At 61.2% G+C, this 14,031-nt stretch carries 13 protein-coding genes; 5 read left to right on the forward strand and 8 right to left on the reverse strand.

What is annotated here, in order from left to right; all coding sequences use genetic code 11:
• Window positions 1–21: 21 nt before the first annotated feature.
• From K5R88_RS18540 to K5R88_RS18570, 7 genes are all read right to left on the reverse strand, one after another.
• A complete protein-coding gene (locus K5R88_RS18540; RefSeq protein ID WP_226298172.1) occupies window positions 22–588 on the reverse strand; it encodes a GNAT family N-acetyltransferase in 567 nt (188 codons plus the stop codon).
• Window positions 589–717: 129 nt separating this feature from the next.
• Window positions 718–1,488, reverse strand: coding sequence for an electron transfer flavoprotein subunit beta (etfB, locus tag K5R88_RS18545; RefSeq protein WP_192416772.1), 771 nt, complete (start codon window positions 1,486–1,488; stop codon window positions 718–720).
• Between the two features lie 15 nt (window positions 1,489–1,503).
• Window positions 1,504–2,724, reverse strand: a complete 1,221-nt coding sequence (gene etfA / locus K5R88_RS18550) for an electron transfer flavoprotein subunit alpha (protein ID WP_008044814.1) — start codon at window positions 2,722–2,724, stop codon at window positions 1,504–1,506.
• Window positions 2,724–4,673 (reverse strand): dimethylglycine demethylation protein DgcB, encoded by a 1,950-nt coding sequence (gene dgcB, locus K5R88_RS18555; protein WP_008033245.1) that lies wholly within the window; start codon window positions 4,671–4,673, stop codon window positions 2,724–2,726. Before dgcB ends, etfA begins: the two co-directional genes overlap by 1 nt.
• A gap of 173 nt (window positions 4,674–4,846) precedes the next feature.
• Window positions 4,847–6,907 (reverse strand): dimethylglycine demethylation protein DgcA, encoded by a 2,061-nt coding sequence (dgcA, locus tag K5R88_RS18560; protein ID WP_008033247.1) that lies wholly within the window; start codon window positions 6,905–6,907, stop codon window positions 4,847–4,849.
• Between the two features lie 15 nt (window positions 6,908–6,922).
• Window positions 6,923–7,453: a DUF5943 domain-containing protein gene (locus K5R88_RS18565; RefSeq protein ID WP_008033249.1), complete on the reverse strand. Its 531-nt coding sequence runs from the start codon at window positions 7,451–7,453 to the stop codon at window positions 6,923–6,925.
• Between the two features lie 78 nt (window positions 7,454–7,531).
• Complete coding sequence (locus K5R88_RS18570) at window positions 7,532–8,509, reverse strand: dipeptidase (RefSeq protein ID WP_008033250.1); 978 nt, start codon at window positions 8,507–8,509, stop codon at window positions 7,532–7,534.
• Window positions 8,510–8,743: 234 nt separating this feature from the next.
• Here K5R88_RS18570 and K5R88_RS18575 point away from each other — a divergent pair, with 234 nt between their 5' ends.
• Both K5R88_RS18575 and K5R88_RS18580 read left to right on the forward strand, forming a co-directional pair.
• Window positions 8,744–9,145, forward strand: coding sequence for a lysozyme inhibitor LprI family protein (locus K5R88_RS18575; RefSeq protein ID WP_008044811.1), 402 nt, complete (start codon window positions 8,744–8,746; stop codon window positions 9,143–9,145).
• Window positions 9,146–9,225: 80 nt separating this feature from the next.
• Entirely contained in the window at window positions 9,226–9,642 is a 417-nt protein-coding gene (locus K5R88_RS18580; RefSeq protein ID WP_226298173.1) for a DUF3010 family protein, read from the forward strand.
• A 131-nt stretch (window positions 9,643–9,773) separates the two neighbouring features.
• On the opposite strand, the gene K5R88_RS18585 is transcribed toward K5R88_RS18580, so the two are convergent.
• Window positions 9,774–10,721 (reverse strand): GlxA family transcriptional regulator, encoded by a 948-nt coding sequence (locus tag K5R88_RS18585; protein WP_008033255.1) that lies wholly within the window; start codon window positions 10,719–10,721, stop codon window positions 9,774–9,776.
• Window positions 10,722–10,915: 194 nt separating this feature from the next.
• Between K5R88_RS18585 and K5R88_RS18590 the strand changes: the two genes are divergently transcribed.
• The 3 genes from K5R88_RS18590 (at window position 10,916) to K5R88_RS18600 (ending at window position 13,941) form a co-directional block, all read left to right on the forward strand.
• Window positions 10,916–11,860 carry a choline ABC transporter substrate-binding protein gene (locus K5R88_RS18590; RefSeq protein WP_207284843.1) on the forward strand — a complete coding sequence of 315 codons (945 nt, stop codon included), beginning with the start codon at window positions 10,916–10,918 and terminating at the stop codon, window positions 11,858–11,860.
• An 89-nt stretch (window positions 11,861–11,949) separates the two neighbouring features.
• The gene (locus K5R88_RS18595) at window positions 11,950–12,837 is read left to right on the forward strand and encodes a 3-keto-5-aminohexanoate cleavage protein (RefSeq protein ID WP_008033258.1); all 888 of its coding nucleotides are present in this window, start codon (window positions 11,950–11,952) and stop codon (window positions 12,835–12,837) included.
• 138 nt (window positions 12,838–12,975) lie between these two features.
• Window positions 12,976–13,941: an L-carnitine dehydrogenase gene (locus K5R88_RS18600; protein ID WP_226298174.1), complete on the forward strand. Its 966-nt coding sequence runs from the start codon at window positions 12,976–12,978 to the stop codon at window positions 13,939–13,941.
• The last annotated feature ends 90 nt before the right edge of the window (window positions 13,942–14,031 follow it).

The raw sequence follows: 14,031 nt of genomic DNA on the forward strand, positions 1-14,031 counted from the left end.
CTCATTAAGAAATGTAGCTCACTAGGGCCACTGCATGAGGTAAGCGTCGCCGGTCACCCGAATCATCGGGTGTGGCGTGATCTGGCAGGTATCGACGATGCGGAAACCATGCCGCTCATAGAAACGACGGGCGCCGGTGTTGACGGCGTAGTCGATCAGGCTCAAGCCCTTGAGCCCCAACTGGCGGGCGCGTTCGTGAGCGTGGGCGAGGAACTGTTTGCCAAGGCCTTGGTTGCGCCAGCCTTCATGCAGCGCGAGGCTCGATATGTACAGCGTGTCGGGGATTTCCATGTCGGCATACGGCACCAGCACCGGATCGGTGGTGGGCTCGGCCAGTGGATCGTGGCGCATCACGTAGCTGTGCATCATGCCGATGACGTGGCCGTCGGCCTCGGCGATGAGGCAGTTCTGGTAGGAGAAATCCACGTCGTCACGGGCGTAACGCAGGGCGCCGACGTCCAACAGATCCTGGCCGGGTTCGGCGATTTGGCTCCAGATGTAATCCGAAGCGCCTTCCGAGGAAATCTGGAACAGACGGGCAATTTCCCGCGCATCCGCGCGCAGGGCCGAACGAAATTTGACGGTCATTAAACTTTCCCCCTGTGGGAGCGAGACCGGCTTGCCGGCGATAGCGGTGTATCAGCTGAATAGATGTCAACTGATACACCACCATCGCGAGCAGGCTCACTCCTACATTAGTTCTGTGCAGATTCGCGGTTAGCGGACCACGCCTTCTTCGATCAGCAATTTGAGAATCGCTTCGGCACCCGCTTGCGCCGTGACACCTTTGAGCACCTGCCCGCCGCCGCCACTGGCTTTGGCTGTCGCCGCTTTCATCCGGTCCGCGCCGCTTTTGGCCTTGATCACTTTCAAGCGTTTAGGCCGAGGCTTGGCCGGTTGCAGCGTCGATACGGCCAGCAACGCATCATCGATCACTTCGACTTCATCCGCCTGCAACACACCACGCCGGGCCGGGCCGTACGCGCTCTGACGAGGCTTCGGCGCTGCGTTATCCACAGTCGCCAGGAACGGCAGCCGCACCTTCAAACGACGGCGCTGACCACGGGGCAACGCTTGAAGGACAAGCGCCGAACTGCCATCGATGGACTCCACCTGAGCCAGCCCGACCACCAGCGGCCAGCCGAGGTTTTCCGCCAGCAGGAACGGCAGCATGCCCGAGCCTTCGCCGGTTTCTGCCTGGCTGCCAGTCAGCACGACTTGTGCTCCGGCATCACGCAAATAGGCGGTCAACGCCGGCAAGGCATCCGCGCCGGATGGTTGTTCCAGCACGTGCAGTTGTTCCAGGCCCATGCCCAGATAGGCGCGCAGTGCAGGCTCCGCGACGTCGCCGGCATGCAGCACTTGCAAGTTATCCCCAGCCAGTTGCAGACCCAGTTCCACCGCCCGCGCATCCTGCTCCGCGCGACGTGGCCGGCCGGAGGTCGGGTGGGCGCCGATGGACACCAGGCTGATGATTTTCGTGCTCATAACCCTTTCCTTCCCTTAAGCCGCATCGCGCTTGGCGTCGTCGCGATAAGCCGCTATCGCATCGATCAAGGCTTGAAGAATCTCGGCACTCTCGCCGATCACCGACAGGTCGGCCCGTTTGATCATGTCGCAACCTGGGTCAAGGTTGATCGCCACCACCTTGTCGCAGGCACCGATGCCTTGCAGGTGCTGGATCGCCCCGGAAATCCCCACCGCCACATAGACCCGCGCAGTGACCCACGTGCCGGACGCGCCGACCTGACGATCACGGGCCATGAAGCCATCGTCCACCGCCACACGGGATGCGCCTTCGGTGGCGCCGAGCGCTTCGGCAGTCCTGTGGAAAAGTCCCCAGTCCTTGACGCCGTTGCCGCCGGAGAAGATGAACTCGGCTTCGGCCATCGGAATGGCTGCCGGGTCCACGGCCACAGCGCCCAGATCCTCGATCCGCGACAAGCTGCGCGCCACGGTTGTGGATAACTCCACCGGCAAGGCTTCATGACGGGTTTCGCTGACCGGCTCGGCGCATTCGGCGGCGGCCAGAATCAAGCGTGCGACCGGACGCGCAAGGTCTTGCAACCCGGCGCCAGCGCGGCCGATGCATTCCTGATCCTTGACCTGCCAGACCCGCGTGGCCGGGCGTTCGCCCAGTGCAGCGGCAAAGCGCCGACCGAGTTCGCCGCCACCGCTGCGGCTGTCCGGCAGCAGCCAGTGACGCGGGCTGAACTGGTTATCCACAGCCCGCAGGCCCTGGACACGTTGCTCCGGTGCATAACCACTGAATTCGTCGCCTTCGAGCACCAGCAAGCGATCGACGCCGGCGGTGGCAAACGCGTTTTCCTTGTGTTCGCCGAAGACCACGGCCAACACCGCGCCGTCCTTGCCGGCCAGCTGATGCGCCAGGCCGAGCAAATCCTTGTCGTGGCTGCTCAAGCGGCCACCGACCATGTCCGGCACCACGCTGATGTAAAACGCAGGTGCTGGCACTTGATGCAGCGGCAATTGCACTTCAACAGCGGCCGAGCGTTTGGTCGCCCCGCCCTGCTGCGCGCCGCTGCGGTCAATGCGCTTGATGCCGTTGGGACCGATAAAACCGATGCCATGCGGGTTCTTGCGAATGATGCCGTTCGGCCCCATCCAGCTGTGTTGCGCCGGCTGCATGGCCGCGTGCAGCGGGTGCAGGCGGTTACGGGCAATCCATTCGGCGCGGGGGTCGCGGCGGATAATGTCGCTCATCAGTGGGCCTCCGCAGGTTCACGTTGGGCCGGTGTGGACGGTTTGCTTGGCGCTGCGTCTTCAAGCAGTGCGTCCGCCACCAGCTCGGCGATGTCCTTGATCAACGGCCGTGGTTCGACCACGCCTTCGAGCATCGCGGTGCATTGTGGACAACCCACGGCCACCAGTTCGGCGCCGGTTTCGCGGATGTCTTCCATGCGCATGTCGGGGATCCGCTGCTTGCCCGGAATGTCGGTGATCGGCGCGCCGCCACCGCCGCCGCAGCAGCGTGAACGGAAACCGGAGCGTTGCATCTCTTTCACTTCAATCCCGAGGGCGCGCAGCACTTCTCGCGGCGCCTCGTATTCGCCGTTATAGCGACCGAGGTAGCACGGGTCGTGATAGGTCACGCTGCTGCCTTTGTGCTGGCCGAGATTGAGCGCGCCGGCGTCGATGATTTCGGCCATGTAGGTGCTGTGGTGCTGCACCAGGTAGTTGCCGTCGAAGGCGCCGTATTCGTTTTTCAGCACGTGGAAGCTGTGCGGATCGCAGGTGACGATGCGGTTGAAGCTGTACTTGGCCAGGGTCTGGATGTTGCGTTTGGCCAGCAACTGGAAGGTCGCTTCATCGCCCAGACGTCGGGCCACGTCACCGCTGTCGCGTTCTTCGAGACCGAGTACCGCGAAGTCGACCTTGGCCGCTTTCAGCACTTTGACGAAGGCACGCAGAGTGCGCTGGTTGCGCATGTCGAAGGCGCCGTCGCCAACCCAGAACAGCACGTCGGTGGATTTCTTCTCGCTGAGCAGATTGAGGTTCAAATCCGCTGCCCAGTTCATCCGGCCACCCGGTGCGAAACCGCCGGGGTTGTCGGTGGCAATCAGGTTTTCCAGGACTTCGGCGCCCTTGTTCGGGGTCGCGCCTTTTTCCAGGGTCAGATGGCGACGCATGTCGACGATGGCATCGACGTGCTCGATCATCATCGGACATTCCTCGACGCAGGCACGGCAGGTGGTGCAGGACCACAGCGTTTCGGCGTCCACCAGACCGTTGACGATCGGTTGATGCGGATTGCCCGCGTGTTCGCCGATGGCTTTGCCCGGATAGGGGCTGCCGGCGAACTTGGCATCGGTGCCGCCGGCAAGGCCGACGACCATGTCCTGAATCAGCTTTTTCGGGTTCAGCGGCTGGCCGGCGGCGAACGCCGGGCACGCGGCTTCACATTTACCGCATTGCACGCAGGCATCGAAACCGAGCAGTTGGTTCCAGGTGAAATCCTTGGGTTTTTCCACGCCCAGCGGTGCGTTTGGATCGTTCAGGTCGAGCGGTTTCAAACCGGTGGAACGACCGCCGCCAAAACGTTCGGCGCGACGGTGCCAGGCCAGGTGCAGCGCACCGGCGAAGGCGTGCTTCATCGGCCCGCCCCAGGTCATGCCGAAGAACAATTCCGAAACGCCCCACAGCACGCCGATGCCGAGGATCGCTGCCACCACCCAACCGCCAAAATTCTCCGGAAGGATGCCGGCGACCGGCAGAGTCAACAGGAAGAAGCTCGCCGAGAACGCCAACAAGCTTTTCGGCAGGCGCATCCACGGGCCTTTGGACAGGCGAGCCGGCGGGTTGCGACGACGCAGGTACACAAAGATCGCACCGACGAACATCACCACTGTCATCAACAACAGCGCGTAACCGAGGATGCGGTTATGCAGGCCGAAACCGTGCACCAGAATCGCCAGCACGATGGACGCCACCGCACCACCGGCCGTGGCCACGTGGGTGTTGGCGATGTATTTGTCCCGCGCGACAACATGGTGCAAATCGACCATGTAGCGCTTGGGCATGGCGAACAGGCCACCGATCAGGTCGACCTTGGAGGCTCGGCCCCGGCGCCACATGGCCACCCGCCGCAACGCGCCGAGGACAGCAAGGCCCAGGGCAGCGAACAACAGGATTGGAAGAAGGGTGTTCAACATGGTGGAGCTCCCAAAGACCGCAGGGTCTTGCAGGCCAAACTACCTGGATGCCTTGCCCGATTCCTGTAGGAGCGAGGCTTGCCCGCGAATGCGATGGGTCAGCCGACAACAATGTTGAATGTCAGGACGCCTTCGCGGGCAAGCCTCGCTCCTACAGGGTTATCCACAAGCTCTTAGAAATCCTTGCACAGCCGCAGCGCGTCGTAGATCGCCGCGTGCACGTTACGCTGGGCCACGCAGTCGCCGATGCGGAACAGCAGGTAGCCGTCACCGCTCTGCTCAAGGCATGGCTGCGGCTTGATCGCGAACAAGGCTTCGACGTCGATCTGGCCTTTGTTGCGCGAGCCGTCCTTCAGCGCGTAGTAGATTTCTTCGTCCGGGCGCACGCCGTTTTCCACGACCACCTGGTCGACCACCCGCTCCTCTTTGGCGCCGGTGTATTCGTTTTCCAGCACCGCCACCAGCTTGTCGCCTTCGCGGTAGACCTTCTCCAGCATCATGTCCCCGGTCATGATCACTTCTTTCGGGTACATGCTGCGGTAGTAAGTCGGGAACGACGTACCGCCAATCGCGACCCCGGGCTTGATGTCGTCGGTGACGATCTCGACCTGGCTGCCCTTGTCGGCGAGGAAGTCGGCGGTCGACATCCCGGTGAACTCGCAAATAGTGTCGTAGACCAGCACGTTCTTGCCCGGCGCAACCTTGCCGTCGAGCACGTCCCAGCTGCTGACCACCAGGCCTTCAGCCGCGCCCCAGTGTTCGTTCTGCTCAAGGAACGGATGGCCGCCAACCGCCAGCACCACCACATCCGGACGCAGGTCCATGATGGTCGGTGCATCAGCCGCAGTGCCCAGGCGCAGGTCGACTTTCAACCGTGCCAGTTCCAGCTGATACCAGCGGGTGATACCAGCGATCTGGTCACGCTGCGGCGCTTTCGACGCCGTGGTGATCTGCCCGCCAATGAACTCCTTTTTCTCGAACAGGGTCACGTCGTGGCCACGTTCGGCGGCCACTCGGGCGGCTTCCATCCCGGCAGGACCGGCACCGACCACCACTACCTTGCGTTTCACGCCGGTGGTTTTTTCGATGATGTGCGGCAGGCCCATGTATTCACGGGAGGTCGCCGCGTTCTGGATGCACAACACATCCAGGCCTTGATACTGACGGTCGATGCAGTAGTTCGCGCCGACGCATTGTTTGATCTGGTCGATCTGGCCCATCTTGATCTTGGCGATCAGGTGCGGGTCAGCGATGTGTGCGCGGGTCATGCCGACCATGTCGACGTAACCGCCCTCCAGAATACGGGTCGCCTGGTTCGGGTCCTTGATGTTCTGTGCGTGCAGCACCGGAACCTTGACCACTTCCTTGATGCCGGCCGCCAGGTGCAGGAACGGCTCTGGCGGATAACTCATGTTCGGAATCACGTTGGCCAGGGTGTTGTGGGTGTCGCAACCCGAACCCACGACGCCGAGGAAATCGAGCATGCCGGTGTCGTCGTAATACTTGGCAATCTGCTTCATGTCCTCGTGGGACAGGCCGTCCGGGTGGAATTCGTCACCACAGATACGCATGCCCACGCAGAAATCATCACCAACCTCGGCGCGCACGGCTTTCAACACTTCCAGACCGAATTTCATGCGGCCTTCGAAGCTGCCGCCCCATTCGTCGGTACGTTTGTTGACTCGCGGGCTCCAGAACTGGTCGATCATGTGCTGGTGCACGGCCGACAGTTCAACGCCGTCCAGGCCACCGGCCTTGGCACGACGGGCCGCTTGGGCGTAGTTGCCGATCACCCGCCAGATCTCTTCCGGCTCGATGGTTTTGCAGGTGGCGCGGTGCACCGGTTCACGGATACCGGACGGCGACATCAGCGTCGGCCAGTTGAAACCGTCCCAGCGCGAGCGCCGGCCCATGTGGGTAATCTGAATCATGATCTTGGCGCCGTGCTTGTGCATGGCGTCGGCCAGATTCTGGAAGTGCGGAATAATGCGGTCGGTGGACAGGTTCACCGAACTCCACCACTCCTGCGGGCTGTCGATAGCCACCACGGACGAACCGCCGCAAATCGCCAGGCCGATCCCGCCCTTGGCTTTCTCTTCGTAATACTTGACGTACCGATCGGTGGTCATGCCGCCGTCGGTCGCGTAGACCTCGGCATGCGCGGTGCTGAGCACGCGGTTACGGATGGTCAGTTTGCCGATCTGGATCGGCTGGAACATTGCTTCGAAAGCCATGGCGGGTTCCTCGACTTACAACGGCTTGACGGTGAACAAACCGTCGTCGTGGCCTTCTTCGGAGCCACCGTAGACTTGTTCGGCAACGGTGCGAATCTTGCTGCCGCGGGCTTGCAGAATCTGGTCCATGGCACCGGCAAACCAGCCAGTGAACATGTAGTCAACCTTGCGCCCGACCTTGCCGTACACGTAGACGAAAGCGGAGTGTTCAAGCTTGACGCTGGCGGTGCCTTTGTCGAGGTCGATGTCCTGGATCTTGAACAGGCCCCAGCCGCGTTGCGACAGGCGCTTCATGTAGTGCTCGAACACCGCGACGCCTTCCAGGCCGTGGCATTCAGCTTCTTTTTCACACCAGTGCCAGGCGGACTTGTAGCCGGCCTTGTAGAGAATTTCGGCGTAGGCGTCGGCGCCCAGCACTTCCTCGATGCCCATGTGGTTGTTGACGAAGAAATGACGCGGCACGTACAGCATCGGCAGGGCGTCGGAGGTCCAGACACCGGTTTCGCTGTCGACTTCGATAGGCAATTGCGGGGCGATCTTGGCCATGGAAACTTAACTCCAGAAAAATTTTGGTGTTGCCCCCGGCACGGATGGCCGGGGGAAAGAATTCAGAGGTGCGGCGGCTTATTCGCCCCAGACATCTTTCAAGACGTTGACCCAGTTCTCGCCCATGATCTTGCGGACCACGCGCTCGGAATGGCCGCGCTTGAGCAGGGTTTCGGTCAGGTTCGGGAACTCGCCGACGGTGCGGATGCCCAGCGGGTTGATGATCTTGCCGAAGCTGGTCAGACGGCGGGCGTAGCCCTTGTCATGGGTCAGGTATTCGAAGAAATCCTGGCCATGGCCCTGGGTGAAGTCGGTGCCGATGCCGATGGCGTCTTCGCCGACGATGTTCATGGTGTATTCGATGGCTTCGGCGTAGTCGTCGATGGTCGAATCGATGCCCTTGGCGAGGAACGGCGCGAACATGGTCACGCCGACGAAACCGCCGTGGTCGGCGATGAACTTCAGTTCTTCATCGGATTTGTTGCGCGGGTGAATTTTCAGACCCGACGGCAGGCAATGGGAGTAGCAGACCGGTTTCTTCGATTCGAGGATGACTTCTTCGGAAGTCTTGGAACCGACGTGGGACAGGTCGCACATGACCCCGACGCGGTTCATCTCGGCAACGATTTCGCGACCGAAGCCCGACAGGCCGCCATCACGCTCGTAGCAACCGGTGCCGACCAGGTTCTGGGTGTTGTAGCACATCTGCACGATACCGACGCCGAGCTGCTTGAACACCTCGACATAGCCGATCTGGTCTTCAAACGCATGAGCATTCTGGAAGCCGAACAGGATGCCGGTCTTGCCCTGCTCCTTGGCTTTACGGATGTCGGCGGTGGTGCGAACCGGAATCACCAGGTCGCTGTTCTCGCGGATCAGCTTCTGGCTGGCGGCGATGTTGTTGACGGTGGCCTGAAAGCCCTCCCACACCGACACGGTGCAGTTGGCCGCAGTCAGACCGCCCTTGCGCATGTCTTCAAACAGCTCGCGGTTCCACTTGGCAATAATCAGCCCGTCGATAACGATGCTGTCGGCGTGCAATTCGGCTGGGCTCATCAGGCTGTCCCCTATTAGCGATTCATGCGCCGAATCGTGTGCCGGCGCTTTGGGGCCAGCATATGCCTGAGTACCGGTGCAGCCGGGTGCAAAAACGACAGGGGGTTTGCCGAAAGCGTCAATCTGCGACAAAGGGTCGTCGTTGAACGTCGCGGGCCACCTGTTCAAGGACTTGCGCATGGGCCAGAATTCGCCGCATTACGGAATTTGGGCCAAAAAAGGGGCTGAGGCGCAATGAAATCGATCTTACTGGCAATGGCACTGATAGCGACCGGCGTACAGGCGGCTGAAGAGTCCGACATCAACCCCTGCGATGCGGTCGAAAACGAAGTCCAGACCCTGGAATGCTCTGTCTACAGCCGAACCACCGCCGAAGACCTGCTCAAAGACAACTACCAGAGCCTGACCGAGCGCATGCAAACGCTCTACGGCAAAAATCCGACACAACTGGCCGACATCAACGCCAAACTCAAAACCGCCCAGCAGCAATGGCTGAAAACCCGGGATGCGGATTGCACAGTTGAAGCGTTTCCGGCGACCAGCGGCAGCAAGGCATTCACCATTGCGCAGAACGATTGCGTGGCGCGGATGAGTGATGAGCGGTCGGAGTTTTTGGAGTCGATTGGGCAGGAGTGATTAAGAGCTGAGCTTATTGTTTCTACACCCTGCCAACGCGAGCGGTAAGCTGCACACCATAATTTGGTAGAGGGATTCAAATGAAAATCTGCGGCATCGAAATCAAAGGCAGCGAAGCGATCATCGCCGTGGCCTCCCTCGACGATCAGGTACTGAGCCACGTCGCGCTGAACACCAAGAAAATCGCCCTCGACGATGACGACGAAGCCGCCAACGTCAAAGTCTTTGCCGCTCAGGTCGCATCGTTTGTCCGTGAGAATTCAATCGACCGGATCGCGATCAAGAAGCGCAGCAAGAAAGGCGAATTCGCCGGCGGGCCGACCACGTTCAAGATCGAGGGCGTTTTTCAGTTGCTGGAGAGTTGCGAGGTGACGTTGCTGTCGCCACAGACGATCAATGCGCAGAACAAGAAGTTTGATTTCGAACTGCCGGCGACGCTGAACAAGTATCAGCATGAGGCTTACAAAGCCGCCTGTTCGGCACTGATGAAAAAGTAAACGCGACACGACCTGTAGGAGCGAGGCTTGCCCGCGAAGGCGGAGTGTCAAACGACGGTGATTTCGATTGAGGCGGCCTCTTCGCGGGCAAGCCTCACTCCTACAGGATTCGGTTTTTTCCGTTGATAGTGTCAGGCCTTTTGGGTTTGTCGGCGGTCTTCCCGCGGACACCGCTCAAACTTCGCCCGATAACTGCGGGTGAAGTACGACGGCGATTCAAACCCGCACGCAATGCTCACTTCCAGCACACTCATATCGGTCTGCCGCAGCAACTGCCGCGCCTTCTCCAGCCTTAACCGCAGGTAGAAATTGCTCGGTGTGTCGTTCAAATGCAGCCTGAACAACCGCTCCAGCTGCCGCCGCGTCACCTTGATCGATTCTGCCAGCTCCAGCGTGGTCAGCGGCGGTTCGCTGTGTTGTTCCATCTCGCCGATCACGTGAACGAGCTTCTTGTTGCTGATGCCATAGCGCGTGGCGACTTCCATGCGCTGGTGGTCTTTGCGCGGGCGGATGCGGCCGAGTACGAATTGTTCGCTGACCTGGATCGCCAGTTCCGGGCCGTGGGCCTGGGCGATGAGGTCGAGCATCAGGTCAATGGACGCTGTGCCACCGGCGGAGGTGATGCGCCGGCGGTCAATTTCGAACAGCTCCTGAGTGACGCTGAGCTGTGGATAAGATTCCTTGAAGGCGTCGATGGCTTCCCAGTGCAGGGTCAGGCGGTGCCCATCAAGTAAGCCGGCCTCGGCGAGGACGAAGCTGCCGGTGTCGATAGCACCGAGTGTCACGCCTTCGTTGTCCAGTCGGCGCAGCCAGTGCTCCAGCGCCGGAGTGGCGAATTTCAGGGGTTCAAAACCGGCAACCACCAACAACGTCGCGCCTTTCTTCAGCGGTTCCAACGCCGCGTCAGCGTTGACCGACATGCCGTTACTGGCCAGCACCGCCCCGCCATCCGCGCTCAGCACGTGCCAGCGATACAGCTCGCCGCGAAAGCGATTGGCGACCCGCAGCGGCTCGATGGCCGAGATGAAACCGATGGCCGAGAAACCCGGCATCAACATGAAGTAGAAATCCTGGGACATGGAGCGCACTCGATTCGCGGGTAGCGTGTGCTGTTGATACGCCACTTGCGAGCGGCATTCAAGTGGATAGGTCGCTGCAGTGCAAGAGCTGGTCGCCGCAGTGCGTTTTCACCGGGCTTTAGCTGCGTAACTTGGCATCACCGGCGCACAAAGACGACCGGACCCACAATAACGAACTGCCGAGGAAACCTGAGATGAAACGACTGATCAGCAGCTGTGTTCTTGCACTCAGCGGTACCGCTTTCCTGAGCGCCAGCGTCATGGCCGCCGAACCTGCATCGTGCCAGAACGTGCGCATGGGCGTCGTGAACTGGACCGATGTAATCGCCACCAGCGCCATGACCCAGGTCCTGCTCGACGGCCTCGGCTACAACACCAAACAAACCAGCGCCTCCCAGCAAATCATTTTCGCCGGGATCCGCGACCAGCGCCTGGACCTGTTCCTGGGCTACTGGAACCCGCTGATGACTCAAACCATCACGCCGTTCGTCGATGGCAAGCAGGTCAAAGTGCTTGAGGCGCCCAGCCTGAAAGACGCCCGCGCCACCCTCGCGGTTCCGACTTACCTCGCCGACAAGGGCCTGAAAACCTTCGCCGACATCGCCAAATTCGAGAAAGAGCTGGGCGGCAAGATCTACGGCATCGAGCCAGGCTCGGGCGCCAACACGCAGATCAAAGAGATGATCACCAAGAACCAGTTCGGTCTCGGCAAATTCCAGCTGGTCGAGTCCAGCGAAGCCGGAATGCTGTCGGCGGTGACCCGGGCGACCAAACGCAACGAAGCCATCGTGTTCTTCGGCTGGGCGCCGCACCCGATGAACGTCAACGTGAAGATGACTTACCTCACCGGCAGCGACGACGCCCTGGGCCCGAACGAAGGCATGGCAACTGTCTGGACCGTCACTTCGCCGACCTACGCCGAGCAATGCCCGAACATCGGCCGCTTACTGAGCAACCTGACCTACACCGCCGAAGACGAGAGCCGGATGATGCAGCCGCTGCTGGATCACAAGGACGCCTTCGAATCGGCCAAGCAATGGCTGAAAGATCACCCGCAAGACAAGCAGCGCTGGCTGGAAGGTGTAACCACCTTCGATGGCAAACCAGCAGCTGAAAACCTGCAACTGACCAGCAAGTAGCTCTTCAGCAAACAGACCCGAACCGAACCACCGATTCGCAGCCCGACCGGGCTGCGAACGGGACCACCACGCCTGCAAGGAACCACCTCATGAACCACGACGTCATCATCACCTGCGCACTTACCGGTGCTGGCGACACGACCAGCAAAAGCCCACACGTGCCGGTCACCCCGAAACAAATCGCTGCTGCCGCCGTGGAAGCCGCCAAGGCCGGCGCCACCGTGGTCCACTGCCATGTTCGCAACCCGCAAACCGGCAAATTCAGCCGTGACGTGGCGCTGTACCGCGAAGTCATGGAGCGCATCCGCGAAGCTGACGTCGACATCATCGTCAACCTCACCGCCGGCATGGGCGGCGACCTGGAAATCGGCGCTGGCGAGAACCCGATGGAGTTCGGCCCGAACACCGATCTGGTCGGCCCGCTGACCCGTCTGGCCCACGTCGAAGAACTGCTGCCGGAAATCTGCACCCTCGATTGCGGCACCCTGAACTTCGGCGACGGCGACACCATTTACGTCTCCACCCCGGCGCAGCTGCGTGCAGGCGCCAAACGCATTCAAGAGCTGGGCGTCAAAGCCGAGCTGGAAATTTTCGACACCGGTCACCTGTGGTTCGCCAAACAGATGATCAAGGAAGGCCTGCTCGACGACCCGCTGTTCCAGCTGTGCCTGGGCATCCCGTGGGGCGCACCGGCTGACACCACCACCATGAAAGCCATGGTCGACAACCTGCCGGCAAACGCCGTGTGGGCCGGGTTCGGCATCGGTCGCATGCAAATGCCGATGGCGGCGCAAGCGGTGCTGCTGGGCGGCAACGTGCGGGTCGGCCTGGAAGACAACATCTGGCTGGACAAGGGCGTGTTGGCGACCAATGGCCAACTGGTCGAACGCGCCTCGGAAATCCTCAGCCGCCTCGGCGCCCGGGTTCTGACACCGGCTGAGGGCCGGGCAAAAATGGGCCTGACCAAGCGCGGTTAAGCCCCACACAAATCCCCTGTAGGAGCCGGCTTGCTGGCGATGAGGCCGGTACATCCGCCACATCTTTTGTGGCAGGAACGCCGCCATCGCCAGCAAGCCGGCTCCTACAAAGATCACCGAATTTTTTAGGAAGTTGCCATGACCTTCATCACTGATATCAAAACCTTCGCCGCCCTGGGCAGCGGTGTCATCGGCAGCGGCTGGGTGTCCCGCGCCCTCGCCCACGGCCTCGATGTTGTGGCTTGGGACCCGGCGCCCGGCGCTGAAGCCGCGCTGCGCAAACGCGTCGCCAATGCCTGGGGCGCACTGGAGAAACAAGGCCTGGCACCCGGCGCGTCGCAGGATCGGCTGCGCTTTGTCGCGACCATCGAAGAGTGTGTTCGCGACGCCGATTTCATTCAGGAAAGTGCCCCTGAACGCCTGGAGCTGAAGCTGGAACTGCACAGCAAAATCAGCGCCGCAGCCAAACCAAATGCTCTGATCGGCTCCAGCACCTCGGGCCTGTTGCCAAGCGAGTTCTACGAGAGCTCGACCCACCCGGAACGCTGCGTCGTCGGTCACCCGTTCAACCCGGTTTACCTGCTGCCATTGGTGGAAGTGGTCGGCGGCAAGAACACTGCGCCGGAAGCCGTACAAGCGGCCATGAAAGTCTACGAATCCTTGGGCATGCGCCCGCTGCACGTGCGCAAGGAAGTGCCGGGATTCATCGCCGACCGTTTGCTCGAAGCGCTGTGGCGTGAGGCCCTGCACTTGGTCAACGACGGTGTGGCGACCACCGGTGAAATCGACGATGCAATTCGCTTTGGTGCGGGTCTGCGCTGGTCATTCATGGGCACGTTTTTGACCTACACCCTGGCGGGCGGCGACGCGGGCATGCGCCATTTCATGGCACAGTTCGGTCCGGCGTTGCAGCTGCCTTGGACGTATCTGCCGGCACCGGAGCTGACCGACAAGCTGATTGATGATGTGGTGGATGGCACCAGCGATCAGTTGGGCAAACACAGCATTTCGGCGCTGGAGCGCTATCGTGATGACTGCCTGCTGGCGGTGCTGGAGGCGGTGAAGACCACCAAAGAGAAGCATGGGATGGCGTTCGCCGACTAAGCCCCGCCGCCACTTGTAGGAGCGAGGCTTGCCCGCGAAGAGGCCGGTACATCCGACGGATCTCTTGTGGCAGGAATACCGCCTTCGCGG

This window comes from Pseudomonas sp. MM213, assembly GCF_020423045.1.
Classification (GTDB): Bacteria; Pseudomonadota; Gammaproteobacteria; order Pseudomonadales; family Pseudomonadaceae; genus Aquipseudomonas; species Aquipseudomonas migulae.

Bases quoted from the DNA above. Each gene is read 5' to 3' on its own strand.
- K5R88_RS18540 (WP_226298172.1), bottom strand. From the start codon at position 588: ATGACCGTCAAATTTCGTTCGGCCCTGCGCGCGGATGCGCGGGAAATT.
- etfB (WP_192416772.1), bottom strand. From the start codon at position 1,488: ATGAGCACGAAAATCATCAGCCTGGTGTCCATCGGCGCCCACCCGACC.
- etfA (WP_008044814.1), bottom strand. From the start codon at position 2,724: ATGAGCGACATTATCCGCCGCGACCCCCGCGCCGAATGGATTGCCCGT.
- dgcB (WP_008033245.1), bottom strand. From the start codon at position 4,673: ATGTTGAACACCCTTCTTCCAATCCTGTTGTTCGCTGCCCTGGGCCTT.
- dgcA (WP_008033247.1), bottom strand. From the start codon at position 6,907: ATGGCTTTCGAAGCAATGTTCCAGCCGATCCAGATCGGCAAACTGACC.
- K5R88_RS18565 (WP_008033249.1), bottom strand. From the start codon at position 7,453: ATGGCCAAGATCGCCCCGCAATTGCCTATCGAAGTCGACAGCGAAACC.
- K5R88_RS18570 (WP_008033250.1), bottom strand. From the start codon at position 8,509: ATGAGCCCAGCCGAATTGCACGCCGACAGCATCGTTATCGACGGGCTG.
- K5R88_RS18575 (WP_008044811.1), top strand. From the start codon at position 8,744: ATGAAATCGATCTTACTGGCAATGGCACTGATAGCGACCGGCGTACAG.
- K5R88_RS18580 (WP_226298173.1), top strand. From the start codon at position 9,226: ATGAAAATCTGCGGCATCGAAATCAAAGGCAGCGAAGCGATCATCGCC.
- K5R88_RS18585 (WP_008033255.1), bottom strand. From the start codon at position 10,721: ATGTCCCAGGATTTCTACTTCATGTTGATGCCGGGTTTCTCGGCCATC.
- K5R88_RS18590 (WP_207284843.1), top strand. From the start codon at position 10,916: ATGAAACGACTGATCAGCAGCTGTGTTCTTGCACTCAGCGGTACCGCT.
- K5R88_RS18595 (WP_008033258.1), top strand. From the start codon at position 11,950: ATGAACCACGACGTCATCATCACCTGCGCACTTACCGGTGCTGGCGAC.
- K5R88_RS18600 (WP_226298174.1), top strand. From the start codon at position 12,976: ATGACCTTCATCACTGATATCAAAACCTTCGCCGCCCTGGGCAGCGGT.